Source organism: Tardiphaga sp. GW822-FHT04G09 (genome assembly GCF_058800725.1).
In genome coordinates, this window is sequence record NZ_JBXAMO010000015.1 from 18,257 (window position 1) to 36,520 (window position 18,264).

Annotated in this window: 24 protein-coding genes; 11 read left to right on the top strand and 13 right to left on the bottom strand. The window is 62.1% G+C overall.

What is annotated here, in order from left to right; genetic code table 11:
* Nucleotides 1-9: 9 nt before the first annotated feature.
* On the bottom strand, nucleotides 10-1,122 hold the full coding sequence (locus tag AC1RLZ_RS21905) for a branched-chain amino acid aminotransferase (RefSeq protein WP_493190306.1): 1,113 nt from the start codon (nucleotides 1,120-1,122) through the stop codon (nucleotides 10-12).
* A 233-nt stretch (nucleotides 1,123-1,355) separates the two neighbouring features.
* On the opposite strand from AC1RLZ_RS21905, the gene AC1RLZ_RS21910 reads away from it, so the two are divergent.
* The 3 genes from AC1RLZ_RS21910 to AC1RLZ_RS21920 are packed head-to-tail and all read left to right on the top strand — an operon-like array spanning nucleotide 1,356 to nucleotide 4,050.
* Nucleotides 1,356-1,922 carry a MarR family winged helix-turn-helix transcriptional regulator gene (locus tag AC1RLZ_RS21910; RefSeq protein ID WP_493190307.1) on the top strand — a complete coding sequence of 189 codons (567 nt, stop codon included), beginning with the start codon at nucleotides 1,356-1,358 and terminating at the stop codon, nucleotides 1,920-1,922.
* A complete protein-coding gene (locus AC1RLZ_RS21915) occupies nucleotides 1,919-2,644 on the top strand; it encodes a response regulator (protein WP_493190308.1) in 726 nt (241 codons plus the stop codon). The genes AC1RLZ_RS21910 and AC1RLZ_RS21915 overlap by 4 nt, the downstream gene beginning before the upstream one ends.
* Before the next feature lie 17 nt (nucleotides 2,645-2,661).
* Nucleotides 2,662-4,050 (top strand): ATP-binding protein, encoded by a 1,389-nt coding sequence (locus AC1RLZ_RS21920; protein WP_493190309.1) that lies wholly within the window; start codon nucleotides 2,662-2,664, stop codon nucleotides 4,048-4,050.
* Here AC1RLZ_RS21920 and proC read toward each other — a convergent pair whose 3' ends face one another.
* The 3 genes from proC to AC1RLZ_RS21935 all read right to left on the bottom strand — a co-directional run bounded on the left by proC (nucleotide 4,051) and on the right by AC1RLZ_RS21935 (nucleotide 5,883).
* Complete coding sequence (gene proC / locus AC1RLZ_RS21925) at nucleotides 4,051-4,884, bottom strand: pyrroline-5-carboxylate reductase (protein WP_493190310.1); 834 nt, start codon at nucleotides 4,882-4,884, stop codon at nucleotides 4,051-4,053.
* Between the two features lie 70 nt (nucleotides 4,885-4,954).
* Nucleotides 4,955-5,386 (bottom strand): GNAT family N-acetyltransferase, encoded by a 432-nt coding sequence (locus AC1RLZ_RS21930; protein ID WP_493190311.1) that lies wholly within the window; start codon nucleotides 5,384-5,386, stop codon nucleotides 4,955-4,957.
* On the bottom strand, nucleotides 5,383-5,883 hold the full coding sequence (locus tag AC1RLZ_RS21935) for a type III secretion system chaperone family protein (protein WP_371421230.1): 501 nt from the start codon (nucleotides 5,881-5,883) through the stop codon (nucleotides 5,383-5,385). Before AC1RLZ_RS21935 ends, AC1RLZ_RS21930 begins: the two co-directional genes overlap by 4 nt.
* A gap of 422 nt (nucleotides 5,884-6,305) precedes the next feature.
* Here AC1RLZ_RS21935 and AC1RLZ_RS21940 point away from each other — a divergent pair, with 422 nt between their 5' ends.
* A complete protein-coding gene (locus AC1RLZ_RS21940; protein ID WP_493190312.1) occupies nucleotides 6,306-6,821 on the top strand; it encodes a 6,7-dimethyl-8-ribityllumazine synthase in 516 nt (171 codons plus the stop codon).
* An 11-nt stretch (nucleotides 6,822-6,832) separates the two neighbouring features.
* On the opposite strand, the gene AC1RLZ_RS21945 is transcribed toward AC1RLZ_RS21940, so the two are convergent.
* From AC1RLZ_RS21945 to lgt, 5 genes are all read right to left on the bottom strand, one after another.
* A complete protein-coding gene (locus AC1RLZ_RS21945) occupies nucleotides 6,833-7,786 on the bottom strand; it encodes a ribose-phosphate pyrophosphokinase (RefSeq protein WP_371421229.1) in 954 nt (317 codons plus the stop codon).
* A gap of 165 nt (nucleotides 7,787-7,951) precedes the next feature.
* Nucleotides 7,952-8,566, bottom strand: a complete 615-nt coding sequence (locus AC1RLZ_RS21950; protein WP_493190313.1) for a hypothetical protein — start codon at nucleotides 8,564-8,566, stop codon at nucleotides 7,952-7,954.
* Between the two features lie 198 nt (nucleotides 8,567-8,764).
* Complete coding sequence (gene pgeF / locus AC1RLZ_RS21955) at nucleotides 8,765-9,532, bottom strand: peptidoglycan editing factor PgeF (RefSeq protein WP_493190314.1); 768 nt, start codon at nucleotides 9,530-9,532, stop codon at nucleotides 8,765-8,767.
* Entirely contained in the window at nucleotides 9,529-10,653 is a 1,125-nt protein-coding gene (locus AC1RLZ_RS21960; RefSeq protein WP_493190315.1) for a class I SAM-dependent methyltransferase, read from the bottom strand. Before AC1RLZ_RS21960 ends, pgeF begins: the two co-directional genes overlap by 4 nt.
* A 1-nt stretch (nucleotide 10,654) precedes the next feature.
* Nucleotides 10,655-11,506: a prolipoprotein diacylglyceryl transferase gene (gene lgt / locus AC1RLZ_RS21965; RefSeq protein ID WP_493190316.1), complete on the bottom strand. Its 852-nt coding sequence runs from the start codon at nucleotides 11,504-11,506 to the stop codon at nucleotides 10,655-10,657.
* Nucleotides 11,507-11,682: 176 nt separating this feature from the next.
* Between lgt and AC1RLZ_RS21970 the strand changes: the two genes are divergently transcribed.
* From AC1RLZ_RS21970 to ychF, 4 genes are all read left to right on the top strand, one after another.
* On the top strand, nucleotides 11,683-11,934 hold the full coding sequence (locus tag AC1RLZ_RS21970) for an accessory factor UbiK family protein (RefSeq protein WP_184513811.1): 252 nt from the start codon (nucleotides 11,683-11,685) through the stop codon (nucleotides 11,932-11,934).
* Nucleotides 11,935-12,178: 244 nt separating this feature from the next.
* Nucleotides 12,179-12,871 carry a 50S ribosomal protein L25/general stress protein Ctc gene (locus AC1RLZ_RS21975; protein ID WP_493190317.1) on the top strand — a complete coding sequence of 231 codons (693 nt, stop codon included), beginning with the start codon at nucleotides 12,179-12,181 and terminating at the stop codon, nucleotides 12,869-12,871.
* A 21-nt stretch (nucleotides 12,872-12,892) separates the two neighbouring features.
* Nucleotides 12,893-13,516, top strand: a complete 624-nt coding sequence (gene pth, locus AC1RLZ_RS21980) for an aminoacyl-tRNA hydrolase (RefSeq protein ID WP_493190318.1) — start codon at nucleotides 12,893-12,895, stop codon at nucleotides 13,514-13,516.
* Between the two features lie 9 nt (nucleotides 13,517-13,525).
* Complete coding sequence (gene ychF, locus AC1RLZ_RS21985) at nucleotides 13,526-14,623, top strand: redox-regulated ATPase YchF (protein ID WP_493190319.1); 1,098 nt, start codon at nucleotides 13,526-13,528, stop codon at nucleotides 14,621-14,623.
* A 48-nt stretch (nucleotides 14,624-14,671) separates the two neighbouring features.
* On the opposite strand, the gene AC1RLZ_RS21990 is transcribed toward ychF, so the two are convergent.
* Nucleotides 14,672-14,983, bottom strand: coding sequence for a DUF4282 domain-containing protein (locus AC1RLZ_RS21990; RefSeq protein WP_371421191.1), 312 nt, complete (start codon nucleotides 14,981-14,983; stop codon nucleotides 14,672-14,674).
* A 178-nt stretch (nucleotides 14,984-15,161) separates the two neighbouring features.
* Between AC1RLZ_RS21990 and AC1RLZ_RS21995 the strand changes: the two genes are divergently transcribed.
* From AC1RLZ_RS21995 to AC1RLZ_RS22005, 3 genes are all read left to right on the top strand, one after another.
* Nucleotides 15,162-15,620: a MaoC family dehydratase gene (locus AC1RLZ_RS21995; RefSeq protein ID WP_493190320.1), complete on the top strand. Its 459-nt coding sequence runs from the start codon at nucleotides 15,162-15,164 to the stop codon at nucleotides 15,618-15,620.
* Nucleotides 15,621-15,629: 9 nt separating this feature from the next.
* Entirely contained in the window at nucleotides 15,630-16,112 is a 483-nt protein-coding gene (locus tag AC1RLZ_RS22000) for a MaoC family dehydratase (RefSeq protein WP_493190321.1), read from the top strand.
* A gap of 122 nt (nucleotides 16,113-16,234) precedes the next feature.
* Nucleotides 16,235-16,378: a hypothetical protein gene (locus tag AC1RLZ_RS22005; protein WP_170849743.1), complete on the top strand. Its 144-nt coding sequence runs from the start codon at nucleotides 16,235-16,237 to the stop codon at nucleotides 16,376-16,378.
* Between the two features lie 74 nt (nucleotides 16,379-16,452).
* Here AC1RLZ_RS22005 and AC1RLZ_RS22010 read toward each other — a convergent pair whose 3' ends face one another.
* From AC1RLZ_RS22010 to AC1RLZ_RS22020, 3 genes are all read right to left on the bottom strand, one after another.
* Nucleotides 16,453-16,590: a hypothetical protein gene (locus AC1RLZ_RS22010; protein ID WP_493190322.1), complete on the bottom strand. Its 138-nt coding sequence runs from the start codon at nucleotides 16,588-16,590 to the stop codon at nucleotides 16,453-16,455.
* Between the two features lie 144 nt (nucleotides 16,591-16,734).
* Nucleotides 16,735-17,175: a hypothetical protein gene (locus AC1RLZ_RS22015; RefSeq protein WP_371421187.1), complete on the bottom strand. Its 441-nt coding sequence runs from the start codon at nucleotides 17,173-17,175 to the stop codon at nucleotides 16,735-16,737.
* A 170-nt stretch (nucleotides 17,176-17,345) separates the two neighbouring features.
* Complete coding sequence (locus AC1RLZ_RS22020; RefSeq protein WP_493190323.1) at nucleotides 17,346-18,245, bottom strand: hypothetical protein; 900 nt, start codon at nucleotides 18,243-18,245, stop codon at nucleotides 17,346-17,348.
* Between the last annotated feature and the right edge of the window lie 19 nt (nucleotides 18,246-18,264).

Sequence of the window (18,264 nt, forward strand, 5' to 3'; positions counted from 1 at the left end):
CGCTCGCGCTTACAGAACCTTGCGGATCCAGTTATGCGGGTCGGGTGCGCGACCGTACTGAATGTCGACCAGCTGCTTGCGCAGTCCCATCGTGACGGGACCAGCCGCGCCGCCATTGATGGTAAAATCGCCGCTCGCGGAGCGCACCTGGCCGATGGGCGAGATGACCGCCGCCGTGCCGCAGGCAAAGGCCTCTTTCAGCTTGCCGCTGGCAGCGTCGGCACGCCACTGGTCGAGCGTGTAGGCCTCTTCGCGCACCTGCGTGCCCTTGTCCTTCGCCAGTGCGATGATCGAATCGCGCGTGATGCCTGGCAGGATCGTGCCGAGCGGCGGCGTCAGCAGTGAACCGTCCTCGAACACGAAGAAGATGTTCATGCCGCCAAGTTCTTCGATGTAGCGGCGCTCCACCGCATCCAGGAACACGACCTGATCGCAGCCGTGATCGCTGGCTTCCGCCTGCGCGCGCAGGCTCGCGGCGTAGTTGCCGCCGCATTTGACGGCGCCGGTGCCGCCGATCGCAGCGCGTGTGTAGTTCTCCGACACCCAGATCGACACCGGGGCGGGGCCGCCCTTGAAATAGGAGCCCACCGGCGAGGCGATAACAGCGAAGATATATTCCGCGGACGGCTTCACGCCGAGGAAGACCTCACTCGCGACCATGAAGGGGCGCAGGTAGAGGCTGCCTTCGCCCGATGGAATCCAGGCGCGGTCGATGCGCACGAGTTGCTCGACCGCTTCGATGAACACGGCTTCGGGCAGCGGGGCCATGGCCATGCGATCGGCCGAATTCCGGAAGCGCCTTGCATTGGCATCGGGACGGAACAGATTGACGCCGCCGTCCTCACGCACATAGGCCTTGAGCCCTTCGAAAATCTCCTGCGCGTAATGCAGGACGGCGGCTGCGGGATCGAGCGGGAAATTCGCGCGGGATTCGACGCGCGCGCCATGCCAGCCGTCGGTCTGATTATAGCGGACGATGGCCATATGGTCGGTGAAAACCCGGCCGAAGCCCGGATCCCTGAGCTTTTCTGCGCGGTCTGCCTCGGACACCGCATTCGCTGCGGGCTGCACGTCGAACTTCAGCCAGGTCGCGCCATCGACTTTATCGAACGAAATTCCCATGACCTTACTCCTAGCGTACGGCGCGGCGGCTAGCGGCGGCGTTAATGTTCTACGTCAAGTCCGGACCCACGGCAAAAGCGTTTCCGGTCCCGGTGGATGTCCCAGGACAGGCTTTAGCGCCATGCCGAAGTCCGGTATGGTTCTCAGATCGGTCCTATTGGACCATGCGGCGAGAGTTCTAATATTTCGTCGCGATGGTCAGTTTTGTAAGATTGAACCCAAGATATGTCAATATGGTTGACGTAAATTCTAAGGACGCGGTTTCCCGATCGCTTGAGACGATCCAGCGGCAATCCAGCGGCGATCCTGCGAGACAGCCCCGCTGGGACATCATCGAGCTGTTGTTCTTTGCCTATCGTGACTTCGTGGGCGATCCCGATGACGTGCTCGACCAGTTTGGCTTCGGGCGTGCCCATCACCGCGTCGTTCACTTCGTGCATCGCTATCCCGGCCTGAAGGTTGCCGATCTGCTCGATGTCCTGCGCATCACGAAGCAGTCGCTGGGCCGTGTCCTCAAGCAATTGCTCGATGAAGGGTATATCGTGCAGAAATCCGGCGAGGCCGACCGGCGGCAGCGGCTTCTTTTCGCCACTGCCAAAGGCGAAGCTCTGGTCGCGCAGCTCGCGGGTTTGCAAACCGATCGCATCAACCGCGCGCTGAAGGATTTTACGCCGGTCGAAGTTGAAGCGATCGGGAGTTTTCTCTCGGCAATGATCGACCGCAATGATCCCGACAAGGTGCTGCAGGTCATCTTGAGTCAGGGATCCGCAAAAACTGACGGCAGGACGAACAAGACATGACGTTAGCTCAGGCCGCCAAACGAATGCCGGTGCCATTGGCCGACGATGCGCCGCATCTGCTCCTGGTCGATGACGACCGCCGTATTCGCGATCTTCTCTCGCGCTTTCTTTCTGGCGAAGGCTACCGCGTCACTACGGCGCCGAGTGCCAAGGAAGCGCGCGCCAAGCTGCTCGGGCTGCATTTCGATCTCCTGATCCTCGATGTGATGATGCCAGGCGAGACCGGCTTCGAGCTCGCACGCTTCATTCGGACGGCCTCGGCCGTGCCGATCATCATGCTGACGGCGCGGCACGAGGCGGAAAGCCGGATCGAGGGATTGCAGATCGGCGCGGATGATTATGTTGCGAAGCCGTTCGAGCCGCGTGAACTGGTGCTGCGCATCGCAAATATTCTGAAGCGCAGTGCGCCGGTGCCGGTCGAACGCGCGGAGTCTCTGCAGTTCGGGCCCTATGTGTATCACCTCGCGCGCGGTGAGCTGCGCCAGGGCGACGAGATCATCCATCTCACCGACCGCGAGCGTGACATGCTGCGCGTGCTGGCCGCAGCGCCCGGCGAGACCGTGCCGCGCGGCGAACTCACGGGTGGCGGTGGCACCGTGAACGAGCGTGCGGTGGACGTGCAGATCAATCGCCTGCGCCGCAAGATCGAGACCGATCCGGCCAATCCGCTGTTTCTGCAGGCCGTGCGTGGCATCGGCTATCGCCTCGTCGCATCGCCATAGTCCATGAAGTTTGCGCGATGAGCACGCTCGACACCGGCATCACCATCCTCCGCTCGGCGGCAGGCCGCGTCTCCGCGGCGCACAGTCTGATGGGCCGGCGCTTCAAGAGCGTGATGCCCACGGGGCTCTATGCCCGCACGCTGCTGATCATGATCGTGCCGATGGTGCTGCTGCAGTCGGTGGTGGCCTTCGTCTTCATGGAGCGGCACTGGAACACGGTGACGCGCCGCCTGTCGCAGGCCGTGGTGCAGGACATCGCAACGCTGATCGACGTCTACAAGGTCTATCCGCAGGACAAGGACCGCACGCAGATCAAGGCCATCGCACAGCAGCGCCTTGGCCTCGTGGTGGATTTCCTGCCGCTCGGTGACATGCCGCCGCCCGGTCCGAAGCCGTTCTTCTCGTTGCTTGATCAGGCGCTGTCCGTCCAGATCGGTCGGCAGATCACGCGGCCGTTCTGGATCGATACCGTCGGGCGCTCCAATCTGGTGGAAATCCGCATCCAGCTCGATGACGCCGTGATGCGCGTCTTTGCCCAGCGCAGCGCAGCCTATGCGTCGAATTCCGAAATCTTCCTGTTCTGGATGGTGGGGACGTCCTCGATCCTGCTGATCGTCGCGATCCTGTTCCTGCGTAACCAGATCCGTCCGATCCTCAGACTGGCTGACGCCGCCGAGAGTTTCGGCAAAGGCCGCGAGGCGCCGAATTTCCGGCCGCGCGGCGCGCGCGAGGTCCGTCGTGCCGCCAATGCCTTTATCGAGATGAAGGCGCGTATCGAACGCGCGATGGAACAGCGCACCGCCATGCTGGCCGGCGTCTCGCACGATCTGCGCACCATCCTGACGCGCTTCAAGCTCGAACTGGCGCTGATCGAGGACGGTCCGGAAGTCGATGGCATGCGCAAGGATATCGACGAGATGTCCGGCATGCTCGAGGCCTATCTCGCCTTCGCGCGCGGCGACAGCGGTGAGCAGGCGCAGCCGACCGACATGGCTGCGGCGCTGGAAGAATTGCGCAGCGATGCCGAGCGCAACGGCCACAAGGCGACGGTCACGTTTCATGGCCTGCCGATCGTCACGGTGAAGCCGGCGGCGTTCAAGCGTTGCCTCGGCAATCTCGTTTCGAACGCGGCGCGCCACGCCAATGACATCGCCATCACCGGCCATCGCGACCACCGCTATCTGACGGTGACTGTCGATGACGACGGTCCGGGCATTCCCGCCGATATGCGCGAGGAAGTGTTCAAGCCGTTCCTGCGGCTCGACGATGCGCGCAATCAGGACGAAGGCGGCACAGGCCTTGGCCTCGCCATCGCCCGCGATATCGCGCGCTCCCATGGCGGCGATATCACGCTGATGGATAGTCCGATGGGCGGACTGCGTGCGGTGGTCCGGGTGCCGGTGTAGTTACTTCGCCAGTTCTTTCGACCGCGCGGTTGCCGCAGCGATGGCGCGCGTCAGCAACGGTTCGAAACCATCGTCGGCCATCAGGACACCGAGAGCCGCTGCAGTGGTGCCGCCAGGCGAGGTGACGTTCTTGCGCAGCGTTGCCGCGTCGAGATCGGACCGGCGCAGGAGCTCGCCGGAGCCGGACACGGTCTCGCGTGCAAGTTTCATGGCGAGCTCGGGTGGAAGACCCGCAGCAACGCCGGCGCGAGCCATTTCTTCGGCCAGCAGAAACACATAGGCAGGGCCCGAGCCGGAGACGGCCGTGACGGCGTCGATCAGGCTCTCGTCCTCGACCCATTCCACCGATCCGGTGGCAAGCAACAGTGCGTCGGTCAGGCCGCGTTGCTCCTGCGATACGTCGCTCGCGGCAACCGCCACGGTGATGCCGCGGCCGATGGCGGCCGGCGTGTTCGGCATCGCGCGCACCACCTTGCCGCCGCAGGTTTTGACGATGCCGGCGATGGTCGTGCCGGCCATGATCGAGACCACCAGCGACGATCCGGCGATCACACGCAGGGTCGGGCCGACCTCGGCGAACATCTGAGGCTTCACAGCAAGAACGAGCGCGGCAACAGCGTCAATGTCCTTCACATCCGGATTGAGGCGGACGCCCTTTGCCGCGAGCGCCTTGATCTCGTCGGAGACATACGGGTCGATCACAACGGCGCGCTTGGGATCGAGGCCGCCGGCGATCCAGCCGGTCAGCATCGCGCCGCCCATCTTGCCGGCGCCCGCCAGCACGATATGGCCGTCGATGGTGTTGAGCCCGCGTGAGGGTGTCGGAGAGGTCATCGCAAAATCCCGGCTGTCAGAACGGCCGGGACCATAACATTGCGGGGCGGGCTGCACAGCCTGAACCGGTCTAGATGAGGCTCTTTTTCAGGAAGTAGCGCGGGCCGCCGCGCGGATAGTCGGGGATTTCGCCGAACACCTCATAGCCCTGCTTCTCGTAGAAGCTGCGCGCCTGAAACCAGTAGGTATCGAGCCACAGACCGATGCAGCCGCGCTCACGCGCGATCTCTTCCGCCTTGGCGAGGACTTTCGAGCCGATGTCCTGGCCGCGAAACTGTTCGGGCACGATGAACAGCTCGACGAAGCACCAGTTAAACGCCGTCTTGCCCCAGATGCCGCCGATCGGCTCGCCGGTCGCGGGATCGTGGATCAGGATCGAGAGCGGCTGGTAATTGTTGGGGCCAACGGTGTTGGTATTGTAGGCCAGCAACGCATTTGCGACCACCAGTCGTTCGGCCTCGCCGGGCGCATCCGGCACGGTGATGACCGGCGCGTCGGTCATGCTTCGCCGGCAGTGTCGAACATCGCAGCAGACATTGCTTCGGCTGCGGTCTTGCCGGCCCACACCACGAACTGCAATGCCGGATAGTAGCGCTCGCAGGAATGGATCGCCGAAACCAGCATCGCTTCGCATTGTGCGCTCGTCGCGGTGAGGCCGTCGGGCAGCACGAGTGCCTGCCGGTACATCACCATGCCTGAGTGAGTCCAGATATCAAAATGACCGACCCACATCTGTTCGTTGATCATGGCGATCAGGCGCTGCACTTCGGCGCGGCGTGCAGGTGGAATCTTCATGTCGAAGGCGCAAGCCAGATGCAGCGCCTCGATCTCATTCATCCAGGTGAAAGAGAGCTGGTAATCGATCCAGTCACCTTTGGAAACAATTGTGACTTCGTCTTCGCCGGAGCGCTCGAACGCCCAGTTATGATCGGCGGCAATATCCTCGACAACCGCGAGTGGGTTGAGCCGTGAATCGATAGTACCTTCGAGGAGTGACATGCCGTCGCGACCTTGCTCTTGAAATGTGATGATGCAAACAGCTGGCCGGTACGCGAAAATGTCGGAGCGTCGCTGCAGGCTGCAAGCTCTATTCGTCCAGACCTTGCGAGTTTGAAGTGATGTGATTTGCTGAATCTGCGCAACGGCACCACGAATCCATCCACAGACAAACCGGCGCTCATCCACAGGTCATCTCGCCGCAATGAGAACAAACCGGAATCGGATTCCCGGATCGCGAGTCTGTGCGGTGCGCCCTCGCGTGCCGCGAGTCCGGTTGGGGTGGTAACCATTGATTCCGCCGCGGGGGCTGTGAGCTTTCTCGGCCTCGCGGGATGCCTGTCGGGCTCCGATACGGCCTGTGGTTGGCCTTGCTGGGCTGGTTCGGTTTCGGCATAGTTCGGCTGTAACGAAAGTATCAGGCCATGAACGACACAACGTCCGAGTCATCCGCTGTCCAGCAGCACCCGCGCTTTGCCAAGCCCCAGCGCGTCGCCTTTGTGCAGTCGTCCTGGCATCGCGACATCGTTGCGCCCTGCTGGGAGTCATTTCTGAGCGAGATCGAGGCGCGTCATATCAGCCCGTCACAGGTCGATCTGTTCGAAGTGCCCGGCTCGTTTGAGATCCCCCTACATGTGCAGGTGCTGGCCAAGACGCGGCGCTACACGGCGATCGTCGCGGCCGGCCTTGTGGTCGACAGCGGCACCCGCGGCTTCGTGGCGGACACGGTCATCCGCGCGCTGATGGATGTGCAGTTGCGCACCGAGATCCCGGTGTTCTCGGCCGTGACGGCGCCGGAGGATTTCCATGAGACAGAAGAGCGTGCGGCATTCTTCCGCAAGCACTTCGCGGAGAGTGGCCTCAAGGTTGCCGCAGCCTGCGCAGAGACGCTGCTCAGTCTGGAGCGTCTGCGCGGGCAGGTGGCGGCGGGGATCGTGTAGAAGCGCGAGCCTTAGTCGAACAGGCTCGATACCGACTCTTCCGATGCGGTGCGGCCGATCGCTTCGGCGATCAGCGAGGCAACCGAGAGCACGCGGATATTCTTCGAATTGGCCACGGCCTCGGTCGGCTGGATCGAGTCGGTGATGACAAGTTCCTTGAGCCTGGAATTGGCGATCCGCGCGGCGGCGCCGCCGGACAGCACGCCATGGGTGAGGTAGGCGGAAACTTCCTTGGCGCCGTATTTGAGTAGCGCATCGGCAGCGTTCACCAGCGTGCCGCCGGAGTCGACGATGTCGTCGATCAGGATGCAGGTGTAGCCGGCGACGTCGCCGATCACGTTCATCACCTCGGATTCACCGGGGCGTTCGCGGCGCTTGTCGACGATGGCGAGCGGGGCGTTGATGCGCTTGGCAAGGCCGCGGGCACGGGCGACGCCGCCGACGTCGGGCGACACCACCATCACATTGGCGAGATCGAACTTGTCCTTGATGTCGCGCACCATCAGCGGCGAGGCGTAGAGGTTGTCGGTCGGGATATCGAAGAAACCCTGGATCTGCCCGGCATGCAGGTCGAGCGTCATGACGCGGTCGGCACCGGCATGGGTGATCATGTTGGCGACCAGCTTGGCCGAGATCGGGGTGCGGCCACCGGCCTTGCGATCCTGGCGAGCGTAGCCGAAATAGGGGATCACCGCGGTGATGCGGCGCGCGGAAGCGCGGCGCAGCGCATCGGTGATGATCAGCAATTCCATCAGATGGTCGTTGGTCGGGAACGACGTGGATTGAAGAATGAAGACGTCGGACCCGCGGACGTTTTCCTGGATCTCGACAAAGATTTCCATGTCGGCGAAGCGCCGGACGCTGGCCTTGGTCAGCGGGATATTCAGCGCGGTCGCGATTTCCTGTGCAAGGGCAGGATTGGAATTACCGGCGACCAGTTTGATCGAACCGTTCTTGGCCGACATCGACGCGTCTCCCCGCGGCTTGGTGGATACAACGTTCAGCATATCGGATTACCCACAAGAACTCGTCTAGTTGAGCGAGGTGATATCAAGGTCGACGGTCCGCTGGCAACCCGTGGCGCGCTGTTTTCCTGCGTAAAAACGGCCTCTGCTTAACGTGAGCTGAAGTCAGCGCGTCTCGGCAAATGCGGTGGCCTGCACGGGCAATTCATCAGTGCTTGCGATGGCGGGTCCGTTGCCACGTAACACCGGGGCCGGCTCCTGATCGCCGGGCATGGTCCCGTTGATCATACCATTGAGACCAGTGAGCCCCGCTTGCGCGATCCGCCGCAGAACAAGGTCGTCGGCCGCGGCCCAGGCGTCGCGTCCGCCCTTGCCAGCCTGTTCCTCGCCACTCAGGCGCAAAGCGCGATTCTGGTCGCGGTCATAGACGTCCCAGACCCAGGCGATCGAGGTTTGACCGCCGCGAACCTGGGCCGCCAGATAGCTGCGGACCCGGAAAGCAGCGCTGTCCTTGCGCGATACAACCGCAAGGTTGCGCAGACGCGCTTCACTATCCAAAAGGTTGACCATCCGGTCGAACACCTGCGGCGGCGGCCCGTCTATGGACTCGAATGCGACTGTAGCGCCTGTCGGGCTGGAAAGGCTGGCCTGCGCATTCATGGCGCCGCCCGAATTGGGGACATTGGCGCAGCCGGCAAGCCCGAACGCTACGGTCAGCGACAGCGCAGCCTGGATCAGGCGCGATCTGGCTCGATCGGTCGTAAGGGCAGAAAATCGCATAGGGCGTCCCGACTTCCGTCCGTTTGCCGCATGCGGCGCCGGACAGGTCGAGCGATATCGTTAAAATGCGTTAAGGTCTAGGGCAGCTTGGCCACGGGTCTCTCCAGGGTGACCGAAACGGTCACCGCTCCCCGACAATTAGCGTTCAGTTTGAGGCAGTTCGGCCGCGTTAAGGATAACGGTGCGTTAACGCCCAGGTTAGCGTTCGAGAACGATCGCGTGGATCTGGCGGCCGTAATCCGGCTCTTTCCGATGCACAGACCGGCGATAGCTGAACAGGTTCTCGTCGGGATAGGTGTCGATGCCGGTGTCGTCGATGATGGCTATATCGGCCCGCTCCAGCCGCGTCCGGATGAAGCCGCCGAGATCGAACATGGAATGTCCGGCGCGGACCGAGGGAATGAAGAACCGGCTAAAACCGCCATCGGACTGCGTGAAGCGCTCGACGAATTCGGCGCCGACCTCATAGCTTGGCTGGCGGATCAGCGGGCCGATCGCGACCACAATGTCGGAACGGTCGGCACCGAGTTTCTCCATTTCGGAAATAGTGGTTTCGAGCACGCCGGTGAGAGCGCCCTTCCAGCCGGCATGAGCGGCACCAATGACGCGCGCCTTGGGATCGGCAAACAGAACCGGTCCGCAGTCGGCCGTCGTGACGCCGAGCGCCAGGCCCTCGACCTTCGTCACCATCGCATCGACGCGCGGACGTGCATCTCCATCCCACGGTGCCGTGGCGACGGCGACATCGGGTGAGTGCACCTGATAGGCGGTGAGGAAATGCTGAGGGGCGACGCCCATCTCCGCCGCCATGCGCCGGCGGTTCTCGGCCACATGCGCGGGATCGTCATGCGATCCGAGCCCGCCATTGAGGCCGGCATAGATGCCTTCGGAGACGCCGCCTTCGCGCGTGAAGAAAGCATGGCGCAGGCCGGGAATGGCTGACAGCAAGGGCGATGTGAACGTCATGATGTCGGGGCCTCGATGCCGGTGTCGTCGCTCAAGGCCACCAGCGTGTCGATATTGGGATCGGAGATGCCGACCACCTTGAACATAGAGCCCATGCTGCCGCGGCCGCTGTCGATCAGGCGTTTCAGTGCGCCCGAGACGGTTTCGGAAACTTCCGGCGTGGCCTTGGCCATCAGGGTCAGCGCGCGCGTCTCGATGCCGAGGCGCTTGAGGAATTCGCCTTGCGTCACCGGCCCGTGGACGCGGGCGCCGACATCTTCTGCCGCGCGGCCGAGCGCCTGGAAATCCACATGTGCGGTGATGTCGGCCTGACCGGGATTCTTCAGCGGGTCGGCGTAGCTGTGCTGCGCGATGGCCTGCAGGGTGTCGCCGGCGTCGCTGCGCATATGGCCGTAGTCGATAATCAGGGCCGCGCCGCCTTCGTCGCGGACGCGGCTGGCAATCTTCATCATCTCGGTATCGGGGCGCCATTCGAACACCGCGCCGACAGGGGCTGCGCGCGCCAGCGGGGGCAGCAGCACGTCGAAGCGCGGCAGCGGATCGGTTGACGCGCTGAACATCAGCTGTCCATTGCTGTCGATATCCACCATGCGCTCGTGCCAGCCGCTTTCACGCTTCACGGCCTGATGGATCGGCAGCACATCGAAATATTCATTGGCGAGGGTGATCGACGGCCCCGCGGGGATGGTTTCGATACTGTCGTGCCAGGTGACGTTGCGGGCGCCGGACAGGGTTGCCTTCTGCTTTTCGCGCAGTACGGGATTGATCTCGACGAGATGCACATTCAACGCCTGATACAGCGGTGGCAGCACGCGTAGTGCACGTAACGCGTCGGCCATCATGGTGCCGCGTCCGGGGCCAAGCTCGATCAGGTGCACAAAAGGCGGCGCGCCCATGGCCCGCCAAACCGAAGCCGACCACAGGCCGAGCAGCTCGCCGAACATCTGGCTGACTTCCGGCGATGTCGTGAAGTCGCCCTCGCGGCCCAGCGGATCGCGTGAAATGTAGTAGCCGTGTTGCGGATGGGTCAGGCACAGCTGCATGTAGCGCCACACCGGCATCGGTCCGGTCGACTTGATCAGGCGCTTGATTTCATCCAGCAGCGGCGATTGTTCGGTCACATCAGGCCTTCTTGCCCGGACTCAATTCGAGCGATGCCTGCGGCTTGCGCCAGGCACGTACCATCAAAACGAGTCCCACAAATATCATCGGCACGGAGAGCAGCATGCCCATGGTGAGCCCACCCCACAGAAATCCGAGTTGCGGATCCGGCTCGCGGAAGAATTCTCCTGTAATACGCGCCAGCGCATAAAAAAAGATGAAGGCGCCGAGGATCAGTCCGGGGCGCTTCAGCGCGCCGGCCCGGATCATCAGGGCCAGAATGAGAAACAGGACGATACCCTCGAGGCCGGCTTCATAGAGCTGGCTGGGGTGGCGCGGCAGTGGCCCGCCATTGGGAAACACCATCGCCCAGGGCACGCTGGCGTCGGCAAGCCGGCCCCACAATTCACTGTTGATGAAATTGGCGAGGCGCCCGAGCAACAGGCCGATCGGGCCGACCGCGCAGGTGATGTCGCCGAGCGACAGGACCGAAAGCCCACGCTTCCAGCAGAACAGAAATACGGCAAAGACGCAGCCCATGAAGCCGCCATGGAACGACATGCCGCCCTTCCACAGCTCGAAAATCTCGGCGGGATGGGCGATGAAGAAGTCGAGATTGTAGAACAGCACATAGCCGGTGCGGCCGCCGACGATGATGCCGATCGTCACCCAGAGGATGAAGTCGTCGAAATCGAGAAGCGAGATCGGCGAGGGGCCGCCCCATAACTTCGTGCTCTTGATCAGCGCGCGGGCGTAGATCCAGCCGAGCACGATGCCGCCGATATAGGCCAGCGCGTACCAGCGAATGACAATCGGGCCGAGCGCGATGGCGACCGGATCGAAAACGGGGAAGGCGATGGTCAGGAATGGCATGTGGTGGGCTTACGGCTCCGGATGCCGCCAGTAAAGCATTGGCTTGTGACGAATTAAGGGACCTGGGCAGTTGTGAACGCGAAAGACAGGCGATACTTGAACTGCGCAGCCGGGATCGCCATTGTCGATCTACAGCTTAATGCCGCGTGTTTGTTCATCCGACCGGAGTTCTTGCCATGACCCAGACCAACAATCGGTTCTTCGACGAGATCGGCCGCCTGATGAACGATGCTGCCGGCGCGGCCCAGGGCGTCAAGCGCGAGGTCGATACGGTTGTGCGCAACCAGGCTGAGAAGATCCTGCGCGATCTCGATATCGTGAAGCGCGAGGAGTTCGAGGCGGTCAAGGACATGGCCCGGATCGCCCGCGAGGAGAACGAGGCGCTGAAGGCCCGGATCGCGGCACTGGAAGCCAAGCTCGGTGGCTGAGTGGACGGCTCTACCGGCGCCTGCACGCGGCGGCCGGAGATCGGTTACCTGGGCGAAGATGGCTAAATAGGCCCCTGGAAGGGCCCTGCAGACGAAGAAAAAGCCCGTCATTTCCTTGTCTTTTTGGCGGTTTGGCGGTAGAAGCCGCCCACGTCCGCAGCCCCCGCACCCCTGGAGGCTTGCTGCAGCGTGGAAACGGGCCGCATTGCGGCCTTTAACTTTTTAGAAAACAAGGACTTACACGATGGCGACCGTCAAGGAATTGAAGGCGACCTCACGTCCGGTCGGCGGCAAGGGGGCCGCACGGGCAGAGCGTCGCGCCGGCCGAGTGCCCGGAGTGATCTATGGTGACAACAAGCCCCCGGTGGCGATTTCGGTGAATGACGCCGAACTGCGCCAGCGCATTCTGGCCGGCCGGTTCCTCACCACGATTTACGACATCGAGCTCGAGGGCAAGAAGCACCGCGTGATTCCGCGCGACTTCCACCTCGATCCGGTCAAGGACTTCCCGCTCCACGTCGACTTCCTCCGCCTCGGCGAAGGCGCGACCATCCGCGTCAGCGTTCCGCTGCACATCAAGGGTGCTGAAAGCGCTCCGGGCGTGAAGCGTGGCGGCACCATCAACATCGTGACCCACACGATCGAACTGGAAGCCGAAGCCGAGAGCATTCCGCAGTTCCTCGAAGTTGATGTCAGCCAGCTTGATATCGGCACGTCGCTGCACATCACCGACGTCGTTCTGCCGAAGGGCGTGAAGACGCTGGCTCGCGATGCCGACCTGACGCTGGTCACCATCGTGCCTCCGTCGGGCTACGGTGAAGAAGCTGCGACCCCTGCGGCTGCTGCTGCTGCGGCTCCCGCCGCGGCTGGTGCCAAGGCTCCGGCTGCCGGCGCCAAGGCTCCGGCCGCCGCCGCCGCTCCGGCGAAGAAGAAGTAATCCGGCGCGGAGCTCCGCGTCATGCTTCTCTTTGTTGGTCTCGGAAACCCTGGTGCGAAATACCAGGGCAACCGGCACAATATCGGGTTCATGGTTCTCGACGACATCGCGCGGCGTCACGGTTTTGGACCGTGGCGCCGTCGCTTTCAGGGCGAGACCTCCGAAGGCACGCTGGACGGCGAACGTGTCATCCTGCTGAAGCCGATGACCTTCATGAACGACTCCGGCCGCTCAGTTCAGGAAGCGTCCGCCTATTTGAAGATTTCACTCGGCGACATCGCCGTGTTTCACGACGAGCTCGAACTGCCATTCGCCAAGGTGCGCGTGAAGATCGGCGGCGGCATCGCCGGACATAACGGTCTGCGCTCGATCTCCGCGCATATCGGCAACGACTATCGGCGCGTTCGCCTCGGCATCGGACATCCCGGTGCCAAGGAACTGGTGCATAATCACGTGCTGAGCGATTTCGCCAAGGCCGAACGGCCGCAGCTCGAAGCGTTCAACGACGCGGTGACCGAGCATGTAAGCTTGCTGGTCGGTGGTCAGGACTCGTCGTTTCAGAACAAGGTGCATCTGACGATGCAGGCCAAGGGTTTCACGTCGAAGGACGACAACGGCTCTGCTGAGAAGCCGTCGAAGAATTAGGACAGGATCATGGGATTCAAATGCGGGATCGTCGGGTTGCCGAATGTCGGCAAATCGACGCTGTTCAATGCGCTCACGGAAACCGCGGCCGCACAGGCTGCGAACTATCCGTTCTGCACCATCGAGCCGAATGTCGGTGAAGTCGCGGTGCCGGACAAGCGCCTCGACAAATTGTCCGAGATTGGCAAGTCGCAGCAGATCATCCCGACGCGTCTGACCTTCGTGGATATCGCCGGCCTGGTGAAGGGCGCGTCGAAGGGCGAAGGCCTTGGCAATCAGTTTCTCGCCACCATCCGCGAAGTCGATGCCGTCGCCCATGTGGTGCGTTGCTTCATCGATGACGACATCACCCATGTCGAAGGCAAGATCGATCCGCTCGCCGACATCGAGATCATCGAGACCGAGCTGATGCTCGCGGATCTGGATTCCTGCGAGAAGCGCATCGACAACCTGACCAAGAAGGCCAAGGGCAACGACAAGGACGCCAAGGAACAGCTCGATCTGGTCCAGCGCGCCTTGGTGCTGTTGCGCGACGGCAAGCCGACGCGTTTTCTCGAGCGCAAGCCCGAGGAAGAGCGCGCGTTCGGCATGCTCGGTCTGCTGACCTCCAAGCCCGTTCTGTATGTCTGCAACGTGGAAGAAGGCGCGGCGGGCGAAGGCAACGAATATTCGAAGCGGGTTGCAGAACATGCTGCGAAGGAGGGCGCGGTTGCGGTCGCCATCTCCGCCAAGATCGAATCCGAGATCGCGACTCTGTCACGTGCCGAACGTGCGGAATTCCTCGATACGCTCGGGCTCGAAGAAGCGGGCCTCGATCGCCTGATCCGCGCGGGCTATTCGCTGCTGCATCTCATCACCTATTTCACCGTCGGTCCCAAGGAAGCCCGTGCCTGGACCATCACCCAGGGCACCAAGGCACCGCAGGCTGCAGCCGTCATCCACACGGATTTCGAGAAGGGTTTCATCCGCGCGGAAACCATCGGCTATGACGACTATGTCAGGCTCGGTGGCGAAGCTGGCGCGCGCGATGGCGGCAAGCTGCGGCTGGAAGGCAAGGAATATGTCGTCGCCGACGGCGACGTACTGCATTTCCGGTTCAATACCTAAGCGTCTTGGCCCCGCTCCTCACATGACCGAGGAGCGGGGTTCAAGCACTTAATACTGCTGGTGCTGACCCAACGTCTGCCCCTGATCCCGTATCGCGCCGAGATGTTCGTTGATGCGGAATACGATCAGGACGAACTCAGCCCCGATGCGCGCGAAGATGATGCCGACGATCACGCTGGCAAGGCTCGACATCACGAGGATAAAGCCGCCAAACGGGCTGATGGCCATTGCGGCGAGACCCGAAAATATCCCGGAAATGCCGAACAGAATGATCAGTGCGATCACCAGCCAGTAGAACGTCTTGATGATTGTGGGCGTAATGAAACGGTCCCACTGAAACAGATCCCGAAATTCGAACATCGGTGAAATCCCCCGCCCGGTAGATGTATGACAAATTCAATCGCATCGACAAACGGCTTCAAATGTCCTGGCCCGACGGCGTTGACGGGCAGGATCGCGGGAAAGCCATGCAAGCGACCGGGTTGAGATTGCTGCAAATAACGGCCACAATCAGGCTTCCTCGACGGCATCCCCCATTATGACCCTGACATTTGAAGATTTTAAGCCCGGCCATTTCGGCACATTTGGGCCGCGTCACATCACCCGCGACGAGATTGTTGCATATGCGCGGGAATATGACCCGCAGCCCATGCATCTTGACGAGGATGCGGCGAGTGCGTCGATGCTGAAGGGGCTTGCCGGCTCAGGCTGGCACATGTGCTCGCTGATGATGCGGATGATCTATGACGGGTTTCTGCACAAGACCGCATCGATGGGGTCGCCAGGCGTGGATCAGATGCGATGGCTTGCGCCGTTTCGTCCGGGCGACGATCTGACGCTGGATGTCGAAGTGATCGAAGCGCGCGCATCGCAAAGCCGGCCGACCTTGGGCATCGTGAAATTCAAGTTCAGCACACGCAATGCCAGGGGGCAGACGATTTCCGAGATGATCACCCCGATCATGGTCGGGCGGCGCGAAGCCGCCGCCGGGAACTAGGGTCGCAGCATGCGCTATCTGGAAGACATCCAAATCGGTATGCGCCGTGAGCTCGGATCGTTCACGTTCACGGCGGAGTCGATCAAGGCTTTTGCCGAACAATTCGATCCACAACCATTCCATCTCGATGAAGAGGCCGGTCGCAAGTCGCTGTTCGGCGGTCTTGCAGCGTCGGGCTGGCACGTGGCGTCGGTGTGCATGAAGTTGCTGGTGGCCGATGGCCAGCGCGCAAAGGCGGAAGCCGAAGCGCGTGGCGAAGAGCCTCCAGTCGGTGGCCCATCGCCCGGTTTTCGCGATCTGCGCTGGGTCCGGCCTGTTCTTGCGGGCGACACCCTGACCTATAGCAGTGAGGTCGTTTCCGTGCGCGCGACCGCGACGCGTCCGGGGTGGGGCATCTTGCAGTCGAAGAACGTTGCCGTTAATCAGCGCGGCGAGGAGGTCTACAGCTTCCTCGGTTCGGTCTTCCTGCCGCAACGGGGTGGCGCGGCTTAACCATTTCAAATTTTATCGGTGGAACCCGAACGCTGTTAAGGGGTTCTGAACCTTGTGAGCGTGATCTGCGACTCACGCATATGGCGACTAAGACGACGTTGCAGGACTATTTGGGGACGACAATGGCTGACCGCACCGGACTGAAATTCGTGGGCTTTATCTTTGCGAGCGTGACGCTTGCGGTGATGCTGGCCACCTGCATGGTGGTCAAGGGTTATGCCGATGGCGCCTATACGCTCGAGAGCAGCGCAGTCGTCAGCGAGTAATTTTTACGATTTGCTAACCAGACCCGCGCCGAGCTGCGCTGGTTTTCTCGCGCGTGAGGTCGATGATCGCGACCTCAGCGACTCCAGGCCCAGGCGAGCAGCGCCACGGCCACGAACAGCAACCCGACAAAACGCAAGATAATGGTCCCCATCCTGGGCGCGCTGCTGCGCGCCGGAATCGGATCGGTGTTGTTCGGCCGGATGGTCTCCACGAATCAATTCCCCCAGGAGCAGTTCACAGCTGCTGCGTAACCGTTGGTCGGGAACGGAACCAATAAAGTTCAATTGAAGTTGCTCACGAAAAAGCCGCCGCCCTTTCGGGACGGCGGCTTTTGATCTGGTTGGCCTGGTGTCGATCAGTCGTGACGCAGACCGTCAGCGGTGCGCTTCCACTGCGCGACATTGTCGGCAATCAGGCGGGTCGACTTCATTGCGGCCTGGCTGAGCTGGGCGTAGCCGGAGATCTCGCGCTGGACGCGCTGGCCTTCGGCATGGAGCAGGTCACGCAGGCTTTCGAGTTCGGAAACCAGCTTCTCGATCTCACCGAGCGAGGTGCCGGCGACGCGCTGGATCAGCGAGTTGACGCTGTTGACGGTCGCTTCGGTGGTGGCTTCCAGAGGCGCATCGGTGCTGGTTGTGGTTTCGCTTGAATTGTTCACCATGCCAGGCACCGGACGACGGAGGTAGGCGATATCATTGCGCACGAAGTCGCGGATACCCGCTTCGACTTCAGACACAGCGGCGAGGTTGCTGTCGTCATCTTTGGCTTCCGTCTGTTCTGAACGAATGGCACTCATCAGCTCTTCCTTGTTTGTGCGAAGTGAACTTCACAGTGAGCGAGCGCGGTCCCCCGCACGACAAATTTACGTGTCCATCTGCGCAGTGGATTTTGACGAGATCGCGGCGAATATGCGGCGGGGCGCCGATCTTTGCCGGCAATCATCTGGCAAAGTTATTAAAACTTGCTTTACCAACTGTGCTTGAAGCCGGCCGAGAATGTCTTGTTGGTCACGCCCTGGACCGTCTCGCTGATTGATCCGGAGACGTTGACGCCGCCAAACAGCTTCTGCTCCGCGCCGAACTTGCGCAGCCATTTGTCGTCGGTGGTGGCGAGCGATTGCCCTGCGATGAAGCTCGTGCCCGTATCGGTAATGTTGAACCGCGCAAGCTGGTCGGTCTCGTAGCTTCGCGTGGGGCGACCATTGTAGCCAATGGCCGGAATGCTGCCTTGCTGGATCACGTTGTAGCCGCTCTGCAGCGTCAGAGAATACTGATCACCGGCAATGGGCACCGACTTGCTGAGCGAGGTACCAAGTTTGGTCTGATCTGCACCCGGATCGACACGGGCTTCGATCGCCGTCTTGTCCCAGATTGAGCCCACGCCGGGAGCGGTCGCGGCCGCCCAGGCTGCGCCGCCCGATTGGGCCTGCGCCGTGCCGTCTCCGAATTGATTGCGGTAGGCATCGGCTGCGCTGCGCGGAGCGGTCTGCCGCGCCACATTGATATCGGCGCCGACGCGCGTATCCCAGAATGGTGTGACCGATTGCTTGACCGAGAGTGCCGCTGCGCCGTTGCTGTCGTTGGACGTCCAGCTGGACGACGGGCTGCCGACGATCAGCGACGAGCGCTTCTCGCGGAGCGATGCCTTCGCCGTCGGCGAATCGTCGGTGTTCAAGAGGCTCCAGTCGGGTTCCGCGGCGTCAGCAGGAGGAGTGGCTGCCGTGTCGACCTGCTCTATTTCGCCGGGAGGTGGCGCAACGTCGACGAGACCGCGCCACGGGTTTTGCGCGTAAGCCGGAAAGGCCAACGCGGTTCCGCCGAGCGCTGCGACAAGCGCCCAATATTTCGGTCTGAATCCTGAAGCCATCGTGCCCACTGCCCAGCAA

Bases quoted from the DNA above. Each gene is read 5' to 3' on its own strand.
- AC1RLZ_RS21990 (WP_371421191.1), bottom strand. From the start codon at position 14,983: ATGTTCGAATTTCGGGATCTGTTTCAGTGGGACCGTTTCATTACGCCC.
- AC1RLZ_RS21920 (WP_493190309.1), top strand. From the start codon at position 2,662: ATGAGCACGCTCGACACCGGCATCACCATCCTCCGCTCGGCGGCAGGC.
- AC1RLZ_RS21930 (WP_493190311.1), bottom strand. From the start codon at position 5,386: ATGACCGACGCGCCGGTCATCACCGTGCCGGATGCGCCCGGCGAGGCC.
- AC1RLZ_RS21915 (WP_493190308.1), top strand. From the start codon at position 1,919: ATGACGTTAGCTCAGGCCGCCAAACGAATGCCGGTGCCATTGGCCGAC.
- AC1RLZ_RS21905 (WP_493190306.1), bottom strand. From the start codon at position 1,122: ATGGGAATTTCGTTCGATAAAGTCGATGGCGCGACCTGGCTGAAGTTC.
- AC1RLZ_RS21935 (WP_371421230.1), bottom strand. From the start codon at position 5,883: ATGTCACTCCTCGAAGGTACTATCGATTCACGGCTCAACCCACTCGCG.
- pgeF (WP_493190314.1), bottom strand. From the start codon at position 9,532: ATGACGTTCACATCGCCCTTGCTGTCAGCCATTCCCGGCCTGCGCCAT.
- AC1RLZ_RS22005 (WP_170849743.1), top strand. From the start codon at position 16,235: ATGGCTGACCGCACCGGACTGAAATTCGTGGGCTTTATCTTTGCGAGC.
- proC (WP_493190310.1), bottom strand. From the start codon at position 4,884: ATGACCTCTCCGACACCCTCACGCGGGCTCAACACCATCGACGGCCAT.
- AC1RLZ_RS21975 (WP_493190317.1), top strand. From the start codon at position 12,179: ATGGCGACCGTCAAGGAATTGAAGGCGACCTCACGTCCGGTCGGCGGC.
- AC1RLZ_RS21940 (WP_493190312.1), top strand. From the start codon at position 6,306: ATGAACGACACAACGTCCGAGTCATCCGCTGTCCAGCAGCACCCGCGC.
- AC1RLZ_RS22020 (WP_493190323.1), bottom strand. From the start codon at position 18,245: ATGGCTTCAGGATTCAGACCGAAATATTGGGCGCTTGTCGCAGCGCTC.
- AC1RLZ_RS21950 (WP_493190313.1), bottom strand. From the start codon at position 8,566: ATGCGATTTTCTGCCCTTACGACCGATCGAGCCAGATCGCGCCTGATC.
- lgt (WP_493190316.1), bottom strand. From the start codon at position 11,506: ATGCCATTCCTGACCATCGCCTTCCCCGTTTTCGATCCGGTCGCCATC.
- AC1RLZ_RS21995 (WP_493190320.1), top strand. From the start codon at position 15,162: ATGACCCTGACATTTGAAGATTTTAAGCCCGGCCATTTCGGCACATTT.
- pth (WP_493190318.1), top strand. From the start codon at position 12,893: ATGCTTCTCTTTGTTGGTCTCGGAAACCCTGGTGCGAAATACCAGGGC.
- AC1RLZ_RS22015 (WP_371421187.1), bottom strand. From the start codon at position 17,175: ATGAGTGCCATTCGTTCAGAACAGACGGAAGCCAAAGATGACGACAGC.
- ychF (WP_493190319.1), top strand. From the start codon at position 13,526: ATGGGATTCAAATGCGGGATCGTCGGGTTGCCGAATGTCGGCAAATCG.
- AC1RLZ_RS21945 (WP_371421229.1), bottom strand. From the start codon at position 7,786: ATGTCGGCCAAGAACGGTTCGATCAAACTGGTCGCCGGTAATTCCAAT.
- AC1RLZ_RS21910 (WP_493190307.1), top strand. From the start codon at position 1,356: ATGGTTGACGTAAATTCTAAGGACGCGGTTTCCCGATCGCTTGAGACG.
- AC1RLZ_RS22000 (WP_493190321.1), top strand. From the start codon at position 15,630: ATGCGCTATCTGGAAGACATCCAAATCGGTATGCGCCGTGAGCTCGGA.
- AC1RLZ_RS21970 (WP_184513811.1), top strand. From the start codon at position 11,683: ATGACCCAGACCAACAATCGGTTCTTCGACGAGATCGGCCGCCTGATG.